The 17923-nt window shown below is 43.1% G+C and carries 16 protein-coding genes; all 16 read right to left on the reverse strand.

Annotated elements, in window-relative coordinates:
* Positions 1-67 precede the first annotated feature (67 nt).
* Complete coding sequence (locus tag ACYQ3Q_RS06805; protein ID WP_459927852.1) at positions 68-1708, reverse strand: DUF927 domain-containing protein; 1641 nt, start codon at positions 1706-1708, stop codon at positions 68-70.
* 219 nt (positions 1709-1927) lie between these two features.
* On the reverse strand, positions 1928-2566 hold the full coding sequence (locus ACYQ3Q_RS06810) for a YkgJ family cysteine cluster protein (RefSeq protein WP_459927853.1): 639 nt from the start codon (positions 2564-2566) through the stop codon (positions 1928-1930).
* A 198-nt stretch (positions 2567-2764) separates the two neighbouring features.
* Positions 2765-3457, reverse strand: a complete 693-nt coding sequence (locus ACYQ3Q_RS06815) for a hypothetical protein (protein ID WP_459927854.1) — start codon at positions 3455-3457, stop codon at positions 2765-2767.
* Positions 3457-4035, reverse strand: a complete 579-nt coding sequence (locus ACYQ3Q_RS06820; RefSeq protein ID WP_459927957.1) for a recombinase family protein — start codon at positions 4033-4035, stop codon at positions 3457-3459. Before ACYQ3Q_RS06820 ends, ACYQ3Q_RS06815 begins: the two co-directional genes overlap by 1 nt.
* A gap of 246 nt (positions 4036-4281) precedes the next feature.
* Entirely contained in the window at positions 4282-6936 is a 2655-nt protein-coding gene (gene ppdK, locus ACYQ3Q_RS06825; RefSeq protein ID WP_459927855.1) for a pyruvate, phosphate dikinase, read from the reverse strand.
* Positions 6929-7750 carry a pyruvate, water dikinase regulatory protein gene (locus tag ACYQ3Q_RS06830; RefSeq protein WP_459927856.1) on the reverse strand — a complete coding sequence of 274 codons (822 nt, stop codon included), beginning with the start codon at positions 7748-7750 and terminating at the stop codon, positions 6929-6931. Before ACYQ3Q_RS06830 ends, ppdK begins: the two co-directional genes overlap by 8 nt.
* Before the next feature lie 82 nt (positions 7751-7832).
* Positions 7833-8039: a VOC family protein gene (locus ACYQ3Q_RS06835; protein ID WP_459927857.1), complete on the reverse strand. Its 207-nt coding sequence runs from the start codon at positions 8037-8039 to the stop codon at positions 7833-7835.
* Entirely contained in the window at positions 8020-8655 is a 636-nt protein-coding gene (ccpN, locus tag ACYQ3Q_RS06840) for a transcriptional regulator CcpN (RefSeq protein ID WP_034142943.1), read from the reverse strand. Before ccpN ends, ACYQ3Q_RS06835 begins: the two co-directional genes overlap by 20 nt.
* 528 nt (positions 8656-9183) lie before the next feature.
* The gene (glyS, locus tag ACYQ3Q_RS06845; RefSeq protein ID WP_459927858.1) at positions 9184-11259 is read right to left on the reverse strand and encodes a glycine--tRNA ligase subunit beta; all 2076 of its coding nucleotides are present in this window, start codon (positions 11257-11259) and stop codon (positions 9184-9186) included.
* 1 nt (position 11260) lies between these two features.
* Positions 11261-12151, reverse strand: coding sequence for a glycine--tRNA ligase subunit alpha (gene glyQ / locus ACYQ3Q_RS06850; protein WP_034142945.1), 891 nt, complete (start codon positions 12149-12151; stop codon positions 11261-11263).
* A gap of 406 nt (positions 12152-12557) precedes the next feature.
* Complete coding sequence (locus tag ACYQ3Q_RS06855) at positions 12558-13121, reverse strand: NUDIX hydrolase (RefSeq protein WP_459927958.1); 564 nt, start codon at positions 13119-13121, stop codon at positions 12558-12560.
* A 91-nt stretch (positions 13122-13212) separates the two neighbouring features.
* Entirely contained in the window at positions 13213-13650 is a 438-nt protein-coding gene (locus tag ACYQ3Q_RS06860; RefSeq protein ID WP_459927859.1) for a DUF4342 domain-containing protein, read from the reverse strand.
* Positions 13643-14437 carry a DNA repair protein RecO gene (gene recO / locus ACYQ3Q_RS06865; RefSeq protein ID WP_459927860.1) on the reverse strand — a complete coding sequence of 265 codons (795 nt, stop codon included), beginning with the start codon at positions 14435-14437 and terminating at the stop codon, positions 13643-13645. The genes ACYQ3Q_RS06860 and recO overlap by 8 nt, the downstream gene beginning before the upstream one ends.
* 546 nt (positions 14438-14983) lie before the next feature.
* Positions 14984-15619, reverse strand: coding sequence for a deoxyribose-phosphate aldolase (deoC, locus tag ACYQ3Q_RS06870; protein ID WP_459927959.1), 636 nt, complete (start codon positions 15617-15619; stop codon positions 14984-14986).
* Between the two features lies 1 nt (position 15620).
* Positions 15621-16541, reverse strand: coding sequence for a GTPase Era (era, locus tag ACYQ3Q_RS06875; RefSeq protein WP_459927861.1), 921 nt, complete (start codon positions 16539-16541; stop codon positions 15621-15623).
* Between the two features lie 919 nt (positions 16542-17460).
* On the reverse strand, positions 17461-17862 hold the full coding sequence (cdd, locus tag ACYQ3Q_RS06880) for a cytidine deaminase (RefSeq protein ID WP_459927862.1): 402 nt from the start codon (positions 17860-17862) through the stop codon (positions 17461-17463).
* Between the last annotated feature and the right edge of the window lie 61 nt (positions 17863-17923).

A 17923-nucleotide genomic window follows, 5' to 3' on the forward strand; every position in this document is an offset into this window, starting at 1 on the left:
TTCCTCCTTTGAATAAACCTTTAAAAAATAATGGGGAAGGAGCATGTATTCCTTCCCCTAATTTTACCTAAATCATTTTAGTTACTGTTATAACTTTCTTAGGCTTTGTAACTCCATCTTCCAAAGACATTATTCTAACCGTATTATCCAAGCCTTTGTCTCCATCTGTATTACTGAAAGTACAAATACCATGCCCCATGAATAATGCTCTTAGCTCTTTAAAGTTGTATCCAAGCTGTCTCTCAATTATATTGAAGTACTCAACAGGTATATGGTATTGAGTCTCCGTTTTAAACCTGTCATCCAGCTTTTCTTCTGCAAATTCGCATATTTTTTTATGACATGTATCCTTATCATGTTTTATAATAATTACATTTTTCACTTTGTCTTCTGACTCTGCTATCAACGTCTGCACATACTCGATTAGTCCATCAATATCAAATTCTAAACATAGGTACTCATTACCTAACCTAGCTGCCAGCAACACAACCGCTAATTTTTCTGCAAGTCCTCTGGACACCCCATTTGAGTCTACATTATTTTGAAGTCTGCTTTGTTCCTCTTCTATGTAGGTAATGAGCTTTTTAAAATTGTTATCAGTTAAACTGTTTTCATAAAATTTATTGACAAACTCTATGCCTACATGACCGAAATTCTCTTTGCTTACCTTAGCAACTTTCCGTGCTTGTATCTCATCTTTAAGTAGGCCACCTTGTTCAACGTCAATTTCAACCAGCCTTCTGAGTAATCCTTTTTTATTTTTATCAGTTTTCTCATACATAGAGTTTTCTGAACCACTCAAAATGCAGGTGTGCCAATTAGCAACGTTATCAACCTCAAACAATTTGTTCAAGCGACCTTTGCTTTTACAATCTTCTATGTTATAAACCACGTTAGTAAAGTTTTTTGTATTGCCTTGTGAGGTGTCATCAAGTAGGAAGGGTACACCTTCTAAATTATTTAACCTTGCACAGATTGCATTTTCAGTGTTATACCAAGTGGTTGAAAGGTGCTCATCATCCGGTCTACTCCATAAACTAATGCACAGCTTTAATATGGTGGATTTTCCTTGTGAACTCGGGCCACATACATTGACTATTAAACTCTTAAGGTCTAATGCACCGAATATAGGTGCTGCCAATGATGTAGCTAAAAGAAATTGAGTGCTGACCCTGCCACGCATAACTTCATTACAAATTTCTATTGTCTTAAACTGTTCTCCTTCTCCCAACAAATGATGTTCATGGTCATCAAGTAATATTTCATTCATCCCTACGATAGAAGCCCCGTCAAATCTGACCTTACCCGTTACATCGTCCTTAGTCCATCCATAGCCTTTCTCATAATACATTCTGATTGGAAGCTTATTGAGCTCATTTCTTAAAAACTTCTTTAAATTTTTAATGCAGTTAGTAGTTACTATTTCTTCCTTACCTTTTACTATCTTTACATCAATCGGTACTTCTTGTTTTAACCTAGTATCATATGTCTCAAACGCTCCAATGTCTGTACCTCTAATGATGATATCTTCCGTTTGTGTTATTTCACCTTTTTTATCTTTAAATTGAACCGCACATACAACTGTTTCTTTTAAGGTGTTAATGTCCTTTCTAATGAATGCATACATATCAATGTTTAATTTATCTGCTGCTTGGGATGGTATTCTTATTGCGTTAGTCTTTACATTAGATTTCTTAATTCTTTTCATTATAGTAGCCTCTTTCTTGAGGTCTACTAGCGCTAGTAGTATCCTGTCTTCAAATTCAGGATTGGCCTTTCCTGTACGCTTAGCATAAACCTACTTAAATAGAGACTTTTTGATTTAGTTTCTAAAATGTATCCTCTACTTTCCCGATGCATATAAAAAAGCTGACACGTCTTTGCGTATCAGCTTGGAAAATATCTATTAAATTTATTTAAATGTTTTTTATCTAGTAACCTGACTAATGTTATGAGCAAGCTGGTCAGTGTATGATTTATTTGTATCATAATCAAAATACAACTCAACTGCCAGTAAATTCGCCATTCGCTCTATATCTTCATGTTCTTTGATTTTCATGGTCTGTTCGGCAAGTTTAGTTATTACTGTTGCCCATAAACTTGCTGCCTCATCCCACTCATGCACATTAAATATGTTAAGCCATTCTTCAAGAGTTTGTTCCTTAGCTGTTCCACAACATATCTCCTGTTGAAAGTACCCAAACCTTTTCTCAGCTGGCAGGTAGTATCTTCCTAGCGGGTATATTGCACATACCAGAGGCTTATTGTCATGAACCATGCATTTTCCTTTTCTTAATAAACTACAACTACCATCCTGTCTTTCTTTCAGTGTCAATACTGGTAAATTTGATGTACCACCTACATATCCAATCGTATACTTGGTTACAACTTCCTGCATTTCAATTCTTAATCCCTTTGCTATCCTAAATACGTCATACCCGGTCAGCAAGATAGGCTCTTGCCTATTTCTACAGCAATTACCACAAGCCTTACATGAAAATTTAAAGGTATCTGTTGGCTTCATTGGATTCTCTATAAGCCTTTTAACTTCCTGCTCATTTAACATAATTAAAACTCCCTTCCTGAAATGGAAAGGAGTGTACCAGTGATATTATTTGAAGTCAAGGTAATTTTCAATTATAAATCAGCATGAAAAAACAGACATTACAGGTAACAAGTAACAAGTAACCAAATTACAAAATATGTTCAAATCTATTTTTATTATGAATCTTTTAGTTGAAATTACTGTATGTCAAATACCTAACTATCTGTTTATCCTCATTTTTAAAAACCAATACTTTTCTCCGTCTTTTAGTTTATCACCTTCATGCCACAAGAATTTATATGGCTTATTGAATGTCAATGCACCATACTTATCAAAGAATTTTTTACCTTCCTTTGTCTCTTGGTATTTATATTCTTTGGAAGCTTCAATTTCTGCTTCATTGTATGTTTTAAATACTGTCTTTAAACCATAACCAGGAGCCTTAATATATCTTGAATTGTTAGTGATACAAAAGAAGTATGAAAATGGAATGATACAGTCTTCTTCGCTATCTCTGCTTGTAATTTTATCGAGAGAGTAAATATCCTTATATATCTCCATTACCCCAATATCTTCAGCACTTTGAGAAATCGTTCTATATTTCAACTCAATAGGTATTTTATATGTCTCATTCGAACTCCCTATGCAATACTCAACAACGATATCTACATAATTTTTCTTCTGTTCGCCCATGTTAACTTCAAGATTTATATGAAAGCTCTCATCTTTATTTAAACAGTACATTTCACCGACACTCTTCAATATTGTCGAAAAATGTAGTTGAAATGGTGCTTCTAAATTTATGGCATATTTATTACTAAGGAACTGATTAACAAATATTGTCCATGATAATTCGATCATTTCATCTATTCTTTCTTCTATTTTTTGAGGTATTATACGAATTGATTCCATCACTTTAACTCCTCACTCTCATTTTCAACGTCCTCTAATCCTTCAGATATACTTTCTTCTAACTGCTTGCAACGTCTATAATAGGTTGTCCTAGCTATATTGAGCTTCTTACAAACTTCTTTGACTGTCATCTCATTCTTCTCAACTAGCTTCATATACGCCTTTAAGTCTGCCAATTCTCTTGGAATCCTACCTTTTTCATTCGGAGCTTCAGTACGCTCCATTAAACCAGTTTTACCATTTATCTCATCAAGTGCTGCTATAATGCTTAATGCATATCTACCAAGTTGACTTGCTGAATCGAATTTTTCTTTCTTTATGTACAAGGCAATATTATTCTCTTGGGAATGCATGATAAACCTAATAATGGATTTAACGCTTTTTCCTAACGATTCAATGCTGTAAACAAAAATAATGTCGCCTGACCTTGCATAATCAATCATCTCATTTAATGCCATGTTTCCGGCACTTTTCTCTTGAAATACCCTCTCAACATTTGAACTATTCAGAAAGTCCATTTGAGCCTTGTATGAACGACTATTTTCTACCCCTCGTATATATCCGATTCTAATGTAAATCCCTCCAAACCAGCCCTAATTATACACTACTATCCTATCACAAGGTGTTCCATAATTAAATTAAAAATGTGTTCCATAATAGCTATTTTTTGACCAACTTTATGTTCCGAAATACAAAAAATCAATAAAAACAGGGTATTATCTCTTAAATCACTAAGAAATAATACCCTTGCTTTATTTTATACTAAATCCCTCAAACCCTTGGTACACAAGGATTTTTGATCTTCAACCAACAGCTTTTAATCCTTATTTTGTTTGTACCTTGTTGTTAACCGCCGCCTGGGCGGCTGCCAGACGGGCGATGGGTACGCGGAATGGAGAGCAAGAGACATAGTCCAAACCGACCATATGGCAGAATTCCACAGAGTTCGGTTCCCCACCGTGCTCGCCACAGATCCCTAAGCCCAGATCTGGATTTGTACTCCGACCAAGATTTACGCCGATGCCGATGAGCTTGCCAACCCCTTCGCGATCCAATACGACAAAGGGATCTGTCTTCATGATTTTCTTATCGAGATAGACCGGGAGGAACTTTCCTTGGGCATCATCACGAGATAAACCCATGGTCATCTGGGTGAGATCATTGGTCCCGAAGGAGAAGAAATCTGCTACTTTTCCAATCTCATCAGCTAAGAGTGCCGCGCGCGGCACCTCAATCATGGTTCCGACTTTATAGTGAAGCTGAACGTTTTGTTCTTGCATAACCTCTGCCGCTGTGTCGTCAACCAACTTGCGCATCATCAAGAATTCTTCTTTTCCCATGATTAGTGGAATCATGACCTCTGGATGAATATCGTATCCTTCTTTGATCAAACGCGCACTAGCTTGGAAAATCGCTCGTGCTTGCATAACCGTGATTTCAGGGAAGGACACGCCCAGACGGCATCCACGATGGCCAAGCATAGGATTCAATTCAGATAAGGCCCGAACATTACGTAGCAAAGATTCTTTTTCATGTAAGGACGTTAGATCCGTTTTACTAATCCTAAGTTTTGTGATCTCCACCACCAACTCCTCAGAATGGGGAAGAAATTCGTGAAGTGGAGGGTCGAGCAGCCGAATAGTCACAGGGAACCCCTGCATAGCCTTCAAAATGCCGTAGAAGTCCTCTTCCTGCATGGGTAAGAGCTTAGCTAAAGCAGCTTCGCGATCTTCAAGGGATTGAGCCAAGATCATCTCTTGAACAATGGGTATCCGCTCAGGGTCCATAAACATATGTTCCGTCCTAGTCAACCCGATCCCAACCGCTCCGTAATCACGAGCATTGGTCGCTTCTGTTGGACTATCAGCATTGGCCATAACCCGAAGTCTAGCAATATCATCCGCCCAACCCAAGAACTCCTTAAATCCTTCGCTTAGTTCTGGATCGACCATGGATACTTCCCCTTTAATCACTCGACCAGTTGATCCATCGATAGAGATGATCGTTCCTTGGGGATATTCCACCCCATTAATGACGAATAAACCTTGGGTATAGTCAATCTTTAAAGCATCGCACCCACAGACAGCCGGTTTGCCCATATGACGGGAGACAACGGCCGCATGGCTTGTCATGCCGCCACGACTCGTTAAAATCCCCTGAGCTGCCAAAATACCCCGGATATCATCCGGTGTTGTTTCTGTGCGCACCAGAATTACTTTCTCACCGAGATTTCCTAACCGTTCCGCTTCCTCAGCACTTAAGACAATTCTACCGGATGCAGCCCCTGGTGAAGCAGGCAACCCTTTGGCCAGAACTTGGAGTTTTAAATCCGTGTCCATACGGCGATGTAATAAATGTTCCAATTGATCCGGTTCGATCCGCATCACTGCTTCTTCTTTTGTAATCACACCTTCGTGGAAAAGTTCCACAGCCACTCGGATTGCTGCCGAGGCAGTACGTTTGCCATTTCGAGTTTGGAGCATGTATAGTTTTCCGCGCTCGATCGTAAATTCAATATCCTGCATGTCTCGATAATGAGATTCTAGTCGTTGGGAAGCCTCCACAAATTGATTATAGATCTCTAAATTTTCCTGCGCCAAGGTAGTGATCGGGTTCGGTGTTCTAATGCCTGCAACCACGTCTTCCCCTTGAGCATTCATTAGGTATTCACCATAAAGTGCTCTTTCCCCTGTGGAAGGATTACGGGTAAAGGCCACGCCCGTTCCTGAATCCGAGCCCATATTTCCAAAGACCATGGACTGAACATTAACAGCTGTTCCAATGTCATTTGGAATATTATTAATTCTACGATAAACATTAGCACGGTCATTATTCCACGAACGGAAAACTGCCAAGACTGCTTGCTCTAACTGAGTCCTAGGGTCCATGGGAAATGGGTTGCCAGTATTACGTTGAATCTTCTTCTTATACTCACTGACCATCCATTTGAGGCTCTCCGCAGAAAGCTCGGAATCATAGTGAACTCCCTGTTTTTCTTTGGCAGTCTCCAGTATCTGTTCAAAAATATAATGCTCTACTTCTAAGACAACATCCCCAAACATTTGAATAAAGCGCCGATAACAGTCCCATGCAAAGCGTTCATTTTGAGTGTTCTCGGCCAAAGCTACCACAGTCTCATCATTAAGGCCCAAATTGAGAACCGTGTCCATCATACCCGGCATTGAGAACTTCGCCCCAGACCTTACCGAGACGAGGAGTGGGTTTTTCGGATCTCCAAAGAGTTTACCAGTGGCCGCTTCAACCTCTGCCAAAGCAGGCCAGACCCCTTCCCAAACACCATCTGGCAACTTTTCACCATTGCTGTAATACTCGTTACAGGCTTCCGTGGTAATTGTAAATCCTGGAGGAACCGGCAAACCGATTTGGGTCATCTCAGCCAAATTGGCCCCTTTTCCACCCAATAAATCACGCATTGAGGCTTTACCTTCTTGGAATAAGTAAACATATTTCTTACTCATTTCTATCCCCCTTAAATAACATTTCTAGAACGATACTCGCAGTTTCTTCAACTGCTTTACCAGTTGCATCGATAATTGGACAGCCTAGCCGCCTCATGATACCACGGGCATATTCCAGCTCTCTCATGATCCGATCCAGGTTAGCATAATCTGCAGTCGCTCCCAGCCCCAGAGTTTTTAAACGTTCCGTTCTAATCTGGTTGAGCAATTCGGGCCGTAGGGTTAAGCCAACCACTTTCCGTGAAGAAATACGAAAAAGTTCCTCAGGAGGATCGACTTCTGGAACTAAGGGAATATTAGCAGCTTTAAGCCCTTTGTGAGCTAAGTACATGCTGAGTGGAGTTTTCGACGTTCGAGAGACGCCAATCAGAACAACATCAGCATAAAGTACCCCTCGAGAATCTTTACCGTCATCATATTTGACAGCAAATTCGATCGCTTCCACCTTACGAAAATATTGTTCATCTAAGCGATGGATAATGTTTGGTGTATGGGTGGGGTCCATACCCGTTTGGCTGCTAAGAGCACCAATTAGAGGACCCAATATATCAACAGTTTTAAGTCCCTTTTCAAAGGCCTTTCTCTCTATATAATCTCGAAGATCTTTAAGTACCAGGGTATAAACTAAGATTGCTTGCTCGGCAATGGCCTCTTCCATAATATCTTCCAAATGAGCTTGATCCCGTACATAGGGAACCCGACGGATCCGAGTCTTTACGCCAATGAATTGTGCTGCCGCCGCCCGACTTACAAACTCAGCCGTCTCTCCAAGTGCATCTGAAATGACATAAATCACCGACATTTGAGCCGTCACATTCACACCTCCGAATTCATTCGAAGTCTACTCTGACTTCTGTTTACTGACCTCGTGCCCTCCAGCCTCTGATTTCCGACCTCTACCTTTGGCTTCTACCTCTAACCTCTGGATTGCCTTCAGCCTCTGCATCTGACTTCCAGTCTATGACCTCAGCACTCGTCCTTAGTCCAAGTCCTTTATGTAATAGGCTCCCTATTCCGACCTCTGGCTTCTGCCCTCTGTACAGGCCTCTGACCTCTGACTTCTGATCTCTGACCTCCGGACTATTACCTTTCCGCAATCTCAACAAAGAGCTTTGTGACATTTGTCTTGGTAAATCGGCCCACGACTTCATAACACTCATTACCGTTCTCGTCAACATACCCTTCCACCACAGGTAAACTGTCCACTTGATGTTGGACCAATTTTTTGGCAGCACTTAAGACTGGCTCATCAGACGTCGTCATGTAAATGTTCGGCATGCGGGTCATGATGACACCAACAGGCACTTGTTGCAAGTCAATTTTTCCTAAAGAGGCTTTCATAATATCTTTCCTTGAAATCATTCCTAAAAGGACTCTATCCGGCCCGACAACCGTTAAACTTCCTACGTTTTGCGTGAACATCGCAACCGTCGCTTCATAGATACTGGCATCTTCTAGAACCGTGACTGGCATAGATTTAAACGAGCAGACCCGTAGCTGTAGCATGCGTTCCATGATTGGGGAGGGCCCATTATCCTCACGATAAGAATACCCAACGCGCGGCCTGGCCACTAAGACACCGGACATCGTCAAAATGGTTAAATCCGGGCGGAGAGTGGCTCGCGTCAAATCCAGCATTGCCGCAATCTTTTCACCGGTGATGGAACCTGAGGCTTTCACGATCTCCACAATTCGCTGTTGACGTTCCGTCCATTCCAACCCATTTCACCCCTTAATGTTTCTATCAAACCGCAATGTGACATACTAATAAAGTTTTACGCGCTTGATTATATCATATTATATTATTTTTTGCCTAGATAGTGAGCATATAAATCATATATTTTTTATGAATGATTACGACCGTTCACTAACACTAACTTACTCAAATTCTGCCTGGCTCGACATGCCACTTTTCAATCGAAATTTTACTGTGGACTTAAAGATTGTCAGTTATTAACTCTAATACACTTATGCTTACCCCATATTTCTACTGTAAAATACATTTTCATTATCAGCTAGAGGTGCAATGCGGCATGGGGGTCTGCCATAAAAATATCTATTTATTTAAAGGATATGCTTAGCGACCTGGGGCATTATAAAAAAACTCAGATGGAGTTTAAAGTCCATCTGAATTAACAGCCAATTTTTAATAAAGTATGAATATTATCTAATAATCAAGCGCCCTAAGACTGACTGACTTACTTACTGACTGACTTACTTACTGACTTACTTTCAAATAAATTTCGCTTAAGCTAAGACGCTTAATTCTCCAAGACAACCTAAGATCACCACACACTGACTAAGCAAAGCCAAGCGAGCTGTTTTTAAAGCCTGATCTTCCACCATAATCATCACCGCTTGGAAGAGGGCTTCGATTTGCGGGACAAGTTCCCAAGCAAGGTCATAAGCCTCCTCATAATCCCCCAACGCAATGGCCTGATCAAACCGTTCCCTGCGCTCAGATATCCCTTTAGCAAGGGCAAGTTCAGTCTCATCCACCAAGATTGATGAATCTAACGCCTGTATTACTTCTTTTTTAGTCAGGTTAAAGCAGCGAGTATAGGTCTGGGCATAGAGAACAAAGGCTTCTTCCTCCCGTTTGACGGAAAGTAGCCGGGCTCTTTTTACAGCGCGATTCACATCATCATAACCTGACGCCAACGCCGCATCCACCGTATCATAACGGAGCCCTTGTTCCTGAAGCACAAAACGCACCCTTTGTTGGAAGAACTCCTGCAAGAGTGACATGATATCCTCAACTGGCAATAAATCTGCCCCTTGCTCAGCAAGAAGGCTATAGGGCTTCTTCAAAAGTGAGCTAAGAGAGAGATCCCACCCTGAATCTAAAAGAATGGCTATAATCCCCTGCGCCTGCCGTCTTAGCGCATAAGGGTCTTGAGACCCGGTAGGTTGAATGCCAATACTAAACGCTCCGACGATCGCATCTAGTTTGTCGGCAACACTGACCACGCGACCTGAATCGGATTTAGGCAGCACATCTCCTGCAAAACGGGGCTGATAATGCTCAAGTATCCCTTGACAGACTTCAGCTTTTTCTCCGCTGGCACTGGCATAATCCGCCCCCATGACTCCCTGCAATTCCGGAAAATCGCTGACCATTAAAGTCACCAGATCCGCTTTAGCCAATAGAGCAGTGCGGTCTATTTCTTCTTGCTTGCCAACGCCAAGCTCCAGCTTCTCTGCCATGAACCGAGACAGGCCGCGTAAACGAGCAACCCTTTGCTCGACCGTACCCAATTTTTCATGATAGACGATTTTTCCTAACTTAGAAACTAGTTCTGACAAAGGAACTTTTTGATCTTCCCGATAATAGAAGGCTGCATCTTCGAGACGAGCTTTTAGCACCTTTTCATTTCCCGCTTTAACTGTATCTAAAGCAAAATCATTCCCATTACGCACCGTAATAAAATAGGGTAAAAGGTCGCCATCTTTAGCCCGAACTGGGAAATAGCGTTGATGCTCTCGCATAGGAGTGGTGATCACAGCCTCAGGTAAATGCATATATTGAGCGGCCACCTCACCTAATAAAGCAGTCGGATACTCCACCAGGTGGATGACTTCACCTAAAAGTTCTTCATCTTCAGGCACCTCGCCGCCGACCTTCTCGGCAAGGGCTTTGATTTGGGCTAAGATATCTGCTTTTCGTTCTTTAGGATCTGCAATAACATAGGCTTGACGTAAGGCTTCACGATAGCCTGAGGGTTGGTCGATCAAAACATCACCCGTAGCCAAAGTACGATGCCCCCGCGAGGTACGTCCAGACACAAGCCCGACGAACTCAAACGAAACAACCTCTGTACCGTATAGCGCCACAATCCAGCGAATAGGCCGAGCAAAACGGAAATCAAGCGTTCCCCAGCGCATCGGTTTCGGAAAATGAAGGGAGTTAATCATGTCAATAGCAAACTGAGAGAGGAGTGACCTGGTCTCCAGGCCAATTTCCGATTTACGGGCAAAGACATACGGCACCCCATTGACCTCTTGTACAAAGAGATCTTCCACCAAAACTCCCTGTCCTCTGGCAAACCCTTGGGCTGCTTTCGTTGGACCACCACTCGCATCATAAGCCGCTTTCAAAGCCGGTCCCTTAACCTCCATGGCTAAATCCTTTTGTTTTTCCTCAAGACCCGTCACTAAAAGCGCGAGACGGCGTGGAGTCGCCAAGATGTTTATTTCTTGATACGTTAAACGAAGCTCGGCCAAGCGTTTACGTGCTTGTTCTTCTAACTGGGTCATTGCCCCCGGGGAGAATTTAGCTGGGATTTCTTCCATTCCAAGCTCCAGTAAAAAATCGTTCACCATCTTACTCCACCTCTTTCTCTACAGCGTTCTTTAATAAGGGGAAGCCCAGTCTCTCCCGTTGTTCCACATAAGCCTGAGCGCAGAGACGAGCGAGGGCCCGAACCCGAGCAATATAACCTGTTCGTTCCGTGACACTGATCGCCCCCCGGGCATCAAGCAGGTTGAAGGTATGCGAGCACTTCAACACATAGTCGTAAGCAGGCAGTACCAGTCCTTTTTCTACGACCCGTTTCGCCTCACGTTCATACATCTCAAACCAAATCTGCAAAGCTTCAATATCCGCCACTTCAAAGTTGTATTGCGAGTAATCGATTTCATTTTGCAGATAGATATCCCCATAGGTGACATCTCCGACCCACTCGATATCATAGACACTATCTTTGTTTTGAATATAGGTAGTCAGACGTTCCAACCCATAGGTAATTTCAGCACAAACCGGTTTGCAGTCAATACCCCCACACTGTTGAAAATAGGTAAACTGGGTCACTTCCATGCCATCTAACCAGACCTCCCAGCCTAACCCCCAGGCACCCAAGGTTGGAGATTCCCAGTTGTCTTCAACAAAGCGGATATCATGCTCTTTAGGATTAATCCCCAAGCGCTCTAAACTCTGCAAATATAGTTCCTGAACATTATCAGGCGAAGGTTTAAGGATGACTTGGTATTGGAAATAATGTTGTAAGCGATTAGGATTTTCCCCATATCGTCCATCCGTCGGTCTACGTGACGGTTCAACATAAGCGACATTCCAGGGCTCTGGTCCAAGCGCACGCAAAAACGTCGCGGGGTTCATAGTACCGGCCCCTTTTTCCACATCATAGGGTTGGGCAATAATACAGCCCTGTTCTCCCCAAAACTGGTTGAGAGTAAGGATAATGTCTTGAAACTTCATTGTCAGCCTCCTTAAGAATTATTCTTTTGCAAATCGTGCAAGTCGGGATGGTTCTTAACTTGCATATCAACCTAGCTGGCCATTGGCCAGAAACGTATAAAAAAGCCCTCACCCCCGTAGCATTTTTAAGCTACAGGGACGAGAGCTTGTTCCCGCGGTTCCACCCTGTTTGACCCCTCAGGGTCCCCTTCGTTCTATGTGCTCAGAGCTGCCCCATCCACTTCTCTCATTCGGCTTCCACCCACCCGAACTCGCTAATAGAGAGGATTCGTGAACTTCTTGCCCATCATCGCATATTAAAGGCATTAATTTCAATTATTATATGCTGAGGAAGGAATTGTGTCAAATCTTAATCAGGCCTTGAGATCTTGTAATTCTGAAATCTTAAATCTTGAGTTAAGCTTATTTATATATTCAACTCTTTGATTTTAAAAATAAGCTTGTCATACAACTTATGCATATGAGGCTCATTACTATAATCATTTAATTCGTCTAACGGAATCCATTTTACCCCACTATTCTCGTCTTCTTTAACAATCAATACGTCCGTTTCATCAGCCTCGATCAAAAAGGCGATTGATAAATGGATATGAGGGGAGACATAGTTTCCTCTTCTCGTATGTCCTAACACAGGAAGTATGTCTAAGGAGAAAATATCCAAAGTAACCGGGTGACTATTTTTAACCCCGGTCTCCTCGTTCAATTCTTTCATGGCGACTGCTAATAAATCTTCTTCCCCATCTGCATGGCCACCTGTCCAAGACCAAGAATTATAGATATTATGATGAACCACAAGTACCTTATCCTTTGTTCTATTGACGACAAAAGCAGAACTTGTAATATGGGCAATCTCATTTTTCCTAGTTAAAACATCCTCAAAGCGCTCAATACAATACAATATGACTGCTTTATCCTTTTCCTCTTGTTCATTATAAGGGGTGTATGCCTTTATTAACTCGATGAAATGCATTTTCTCTTCTCTTTCATTCATCATGCACTTTATCTGCTATAAATGGTTTCTCAAACTACGATGACTCAATATTAAGTGCATTAATCCATATTCAAAATTCTTCCGTTTCTTTGTCATAAGGATACTTCTGTTCAGAAGCAACCTCTAATTCAAAATGGTTGATCGCCGCCCCTACAGCCCCTACAAGCGCAAGCAATCTTAAGCTGGGCTTCCTCCATACTGTATACGCCAGGGCTAAACCCAAAGGTGCTGAAAGGCTTACAATCGTATTCTCATGCCTTTTAAGACTAATTGTGGAGTGACTAATCGTTGTCATCGTAGATTTTAGACCATCCCACATTCCACGCCCTTGACCTTCAAATTCCCATTCCCGCGCTTTTCCCTTTTGAGCCTTTTCAAGATCGTCTAAAGCCTTTACGACGTCTCCTTGAGCCAAATTAAGAGCCGTACGAGCTTCTTCATACCCTATCCCCATCCGTTCACGTAAGACATCCATTTTTTCAAGTTCCGTCCATAGCGGCTCACTCATTATTTTTACCTTCCTTCCCGTTAAATCCTTCAAATTGTTTTCCCACTTCATCTCGTGTCAGACTTCCCATCCTCCACGATTTGAGGGGTCGCTCAAAACTATGCTCCAGGTAAATCCGCAAAATCTCGACAATTTCCTGCCTCATCCAATCATTCCAACGCAAACGATCCAACTTAGTGATTTCAGCCCGAATCAATTGACGCATAAACGCGATACTACCCGCCCGAATCCAACGTCCGGAATTGTTCTCTAAACAGTTACCACAAAGCGTGCCACCAGCTATTGAACTAAATAATAAACGCTCGCCCTTCACAGATGCGCCACACTCTGCACATTCTCCTAAACGCGGATGATATCCTAGCAACGTCATTGACCTTAAAGCATAAGCACTAAGCACAAGAGTAGGATCATAATGTTCCAGTAAAAACAGGCAAGTCAACGCAAGCGTAAAAAGTTCTGAATTTGCCTGTGCCGGAATCGTCGAGATATCTAAAAGTTCAACAATTCCTGAAGCCGCAAACGACCGATCAAGGTCATTCCAGAGATGCGGAAAGCTTTCCCTCGGACTGCACTGACTTATCGTGTCCAACGTTTTCCCACGATGAATCAGATAATCCCCATACGTAAACAACTGCGCCCCGGCCCTTTGACGGCTTTTAGGTTTACGCACCCCTTTTGCTACAGCTTGAAGCTTGCCCAATTCACGTGAAAAAAGAGTGAGCACTCGATCCGACTCACCAAATTGTTTACTACGGATCACTAACGCGTCCGCATGATAAACGGCCACGCCCACTCACCCTTTCTATTTTATGTAAATATGACATCACTATACATTTTACTTGTTTTAGACCTTACTCAGGACGGTTCTTCAAGCAATAACTTCACGGGTCCTAGGTTCTAGAAGCATAAAGGCGCACATGAAATGTGCCTTTTCCCTGCAAAGTAACCTTCTCCGTTCTACGTTCCCCGTTCCATAATCCATGTTCCAAGCTCCGGGACGCAGTGTGATACATCAGCGACGTCTTTACGTAAGCAGAATAGCAAACTTCCGTGTAAGCGACCCCATACACGGGGCTGAGCACAGGACGTGCGAAGCCGCCAACTGAGCCAAGGATGGCGAATTTGGCACGATAGTCTCCAGTGGAGAGTATCGCCGAAGCCGCGATCCGAAGAGAAATACTTTCCGGCGTAGGATAGATTATCGCCGTAGGCGGGTTCTTTTATATAATACTATCGCCGAAGGATGAACCCCCCGCTCCCCATTTAAGAGCTTACACGGTTAGTTTGCTCTGCGTCGTATGACCGAGCGATGTACACACAAGTCCCCCACAAGTCACGCTAGGACTGCGCTGGTACCTAACCGTTCCGCTCCTGCTTGGATAAGCTCAAGCGCAAACTCCCGAGTCCTGATTCCGCCCGACGCCTTAACCTTAACATTTTCTCCCACCCAGGCTTTCAGATTACACACATCCTCTACGGTAGCTCCACCCCCGGCAAAGCCAGTCGAGGTCTTAATATAATCTGCCCCCGCACGTTTAACAATCTTCGACACCATTTTTTTCTCATCTTCCGAAAGCAAACAAGTTTCAATAATAACTTTGATAACCAAGCCGCACCCATGTGCCGCTTCAACCACACGAGCAACATCTTGCTCTACCGCGTCCCAATTTCCGGATTTGGCCCAACCAATATTTATCACCATATCCACTTCTTTACCACCATGTGCTTTGACCATAAAAACTTCTTGGATTTTCACTTCTGTGAACGTTGCCCCCAGCGGAAAGCCCACAACTGCAACAACACCTATCCCAGTGCCGTGTAAAAGCTTAGCCGCCGTTTGAACATAAATCGGGTTGACACAAACCGTCGCAAACTTATGTAATTGAGCCTCATGACAAAGCGCCACAATATCCTTTTCCGTGGCTTGAGGCTTTAACAATGTATGATCCGTCATACCTGCAAGATTCATCTTACTCCCGTTCCTTTCCATACCCATAATTACGTAAGCTATCCATACGATTACGCCAATCCTTTTTAACTTTAACCCATACTTCCAAAAACACCTTGCTACCTAACAACGCCTCAATATCTAGACGGGCCAAGCTGCTGATCTCTTTGAGCTGTTTACCTCCGGCCCCAATAACGATCCCCTTTTGAGATTCACGCTCAACCACAATCAAAGCTCTCACTTTAACAAGGGTCTTCTTTTCTTCTACCTCTTCAATCACAACAGCAATCGAATGAGGAATTTCATCTCGAGTCAGCTGCAGCACTTTTTCGCGCACCAGTTCCGCCATGATAAACCGTTCCGGCTGATCAGTAACTTCATCTTCTGGGTAATACATAGGACCTAGAGAAAGTTGGGCAAAAATCACATTTAACAGTTCATCCGAGTTTTCCCCTGTTTTTGCCGAAATAGGCACAATCGCTTTAAAATCGACAAGAGTAGAAAAATGCTGGATTTTTTGCATTAAGATTTCTTTCTTCGCCAGTAAATCAACTTTATTTAAGACAAGTACACAGGGGATCTTCGTTTGCTTAAGCATCTCGATAATATACTCTTCGCCTGGGCCATATTCGGCAGTAAGATCCACCATATAAACGATAACATCCACTTCGCGCATGGATTCTTTAGCCTTTCCGACCATATATTCCCCTAACTTATGTTTGGGTTTATGAATTCCTGGAGTATCCAAAAAGACAATTTGTCCCCGTTCTTCCGTCAAAATACACTGAATACGGTTTCGGGTGGTTTGAGGCTTATCCGACATAATCAGCACTTTCTGCCCCAACAAATGATTAAGCAAGGTCGATTTCCCTGCATTAGGCCTTCCAATTACGGATACAAAACCAGAACGGAATTCTTCTTTTTTTGATATTGATGAAACCAACGGTGAAGTCACTTCCCTATCTTAATTCTTTATTTATTTTCCAATCTTCATTACCATAACCTTAAGTTATGGGGTCTATACAACAAGGATTTTCAGCCTCAGTGCGAAAGGGGACAGACGCGTCTCTCTGCGTGAGCAAATAACTCAAGAGCTATCCTGGTTCTTTCCCCCAGTATGCGACCACAACCATAGGACGGTGCACACAGTGCCGTCCTTCCTCCCTTGTCACCCTAAACACAACTCCCAACAAATCGACAAATCGGAAACACCATAACCACCCCTATGCTTCCACTAAGCCTGAAGGTGCACATGGAATGTGCCTTCTCCCCAGCAATGTTAACTTTCCTCGTTTCTTTCTTCATTCTATGTCCTAAACCCCAGGACGCAGTGTCACACAAGCGCGACGTCTTTACGTAAGCAGAATAGAAACTTCCGTTTAAGTGACCGACCCCAAATGCAAGTCACGAACCGTCCCTGACTTGCACTGACTTGCACCGACTTGCACGACCTGCATAGACGGTGCACATGAAATGTGCCGTCTCCTCAAACTTTCGACTCTTCGATCCTAGTTCTTAGTTCCTAGTTCTTCCGTCCCCCGACCCCAAGCCCGGGACGCAGTGTCACACGAGCGCGACGTCTTTACGTAAGCAGAATAGCAAACTTCCGTTTAAGCGACTGACCCCGAACACGGGGCAGTGCACAGGGATGTGCACTGCCGCCAATGCGCCAAGGACGGCGCTTTTGGCACGATAGTCTCCAGTGGAGAGTATCGCCGTAGGCGGATTCTTGTTATAATACTATCGCCGAAGGATGAACCCCGCTCCCCACAGTAGGAGCTTAAACGGTTAGTTTGCTCTGCGTCGTAAGCACCGAGCGCTGTGTGACACAAGTCCCCCCACAAGTCCCCCCACAAGTCCCGCTACAAATACTCCGGCCCAAACGCCTCAGGCAATAATGCCTTCAAACTAGTCACCTTCATTTCACCCTGTCCATTAATTAAGAAAACCGGGCAATCCTCAGCGAACTCCCGAATCACTTGTCGACAAGCCCCACAAGGGGACGGAAATACGTCAGTCGGTACAGCAATCGCAATACCTTTTAGTTCCCGCTCTCCCCGAGCTACGGCTTGAAAAATTGCATTTCGTTCTGCGCAAACTGTTAAACCATAACTGGCGTTCTCCACATTACACCCACTATAAATCTCTCCTGAGGAAAAAAGTGCCGCCGAACCAACGGGATAATGGGAATACGGCACATAAGCTTGCCCGTATGCTGCTTGTGCCCGATTAGTAAGTTCTTGCATTAGCTCCGGATCGAGCATTTAAGCACACAACTCCTTTGTGAACTACTCCCCATTGAAACGGGGGAAGATTCTTGTCCTT

It is taken from the genome of Desulfosporosinus burensis (genome assembly GCF_054657535.1).

Excerpts from the sequence above, each read along its gene's own strand:
- ACYQ3Q_RS06805 (WP_459927852.1), bottom strand. The coding sequence starts at position 1,708 with ATGAAAAGAATTAAGAAATCTAATGTAAAGACTAACGCAATAAGAATA.
- ACYQ3Q_RS06810 (WP_459927853.1), bottom strand. The coding sequence starts at position 2,566 with ATGTTAAATGAGCAGGAAGTTAAAAGGCTTATAGAGAATCCAATGAAG.
- ACYQ3Q_RS06815 (WP_459927854.1), bottom strand. The coding sequence starts at position 3,457 with ATGGAATCAATTCGTATAATACCTCAAAAAATAGAAGAAAGAATAGAT.
- ppdK (WP_459927855.1), bottom strand. The coding sequence starts at position 6,936 with ATGAGTAAGAAATATGTTTACTTATTCCAAGAAGGTAAAGCCTCAATG.
- glyS (WP_459927858.1), bottom strand. The coding sequence starts at position 11,259 with ATGGTGAACGATTTTTTACTGGAGCTTGGAATGGAAGAAATCCCAGCT.
- glyQ (WP_034142945.1), bottom strand. The coding sequence starts at position 12,151 with ATGAAGTTTCAAGACATTATCCTTACTCTCAACCAGTTTTGGGGAGAA.
- ACYQ3Q_RS06855 (WP_459927958.1), bottom strand. The coding sequence starts at position 13,121 with ATGCATTTCATCGAGTTAATAAAGGCATACACCCCTTATAATGAACAA.
- ACYQ3Q_RS06860 (WP_459927859.1), bottom strand. The coding sequence starts at position 13,650 with ATGAGTGAGCCGCTATGGACGGAACTTGAAAAAATGGATGTCTTACGT.
- deoC (WP_459927959.1), bottom strand. The coding sequence starts at position 15,619 with ATGAATCTTGCAGGTATGACGGATCATACATTGTTAAAGCCTCAAGCC.
- cdd (WP_459927862.1), bottom strand. The coding sequence starts at position 17,862 with ATGCTCGATCCGGAGCTAATGCAAGAACTTACTAATCGGGCACAAGCA.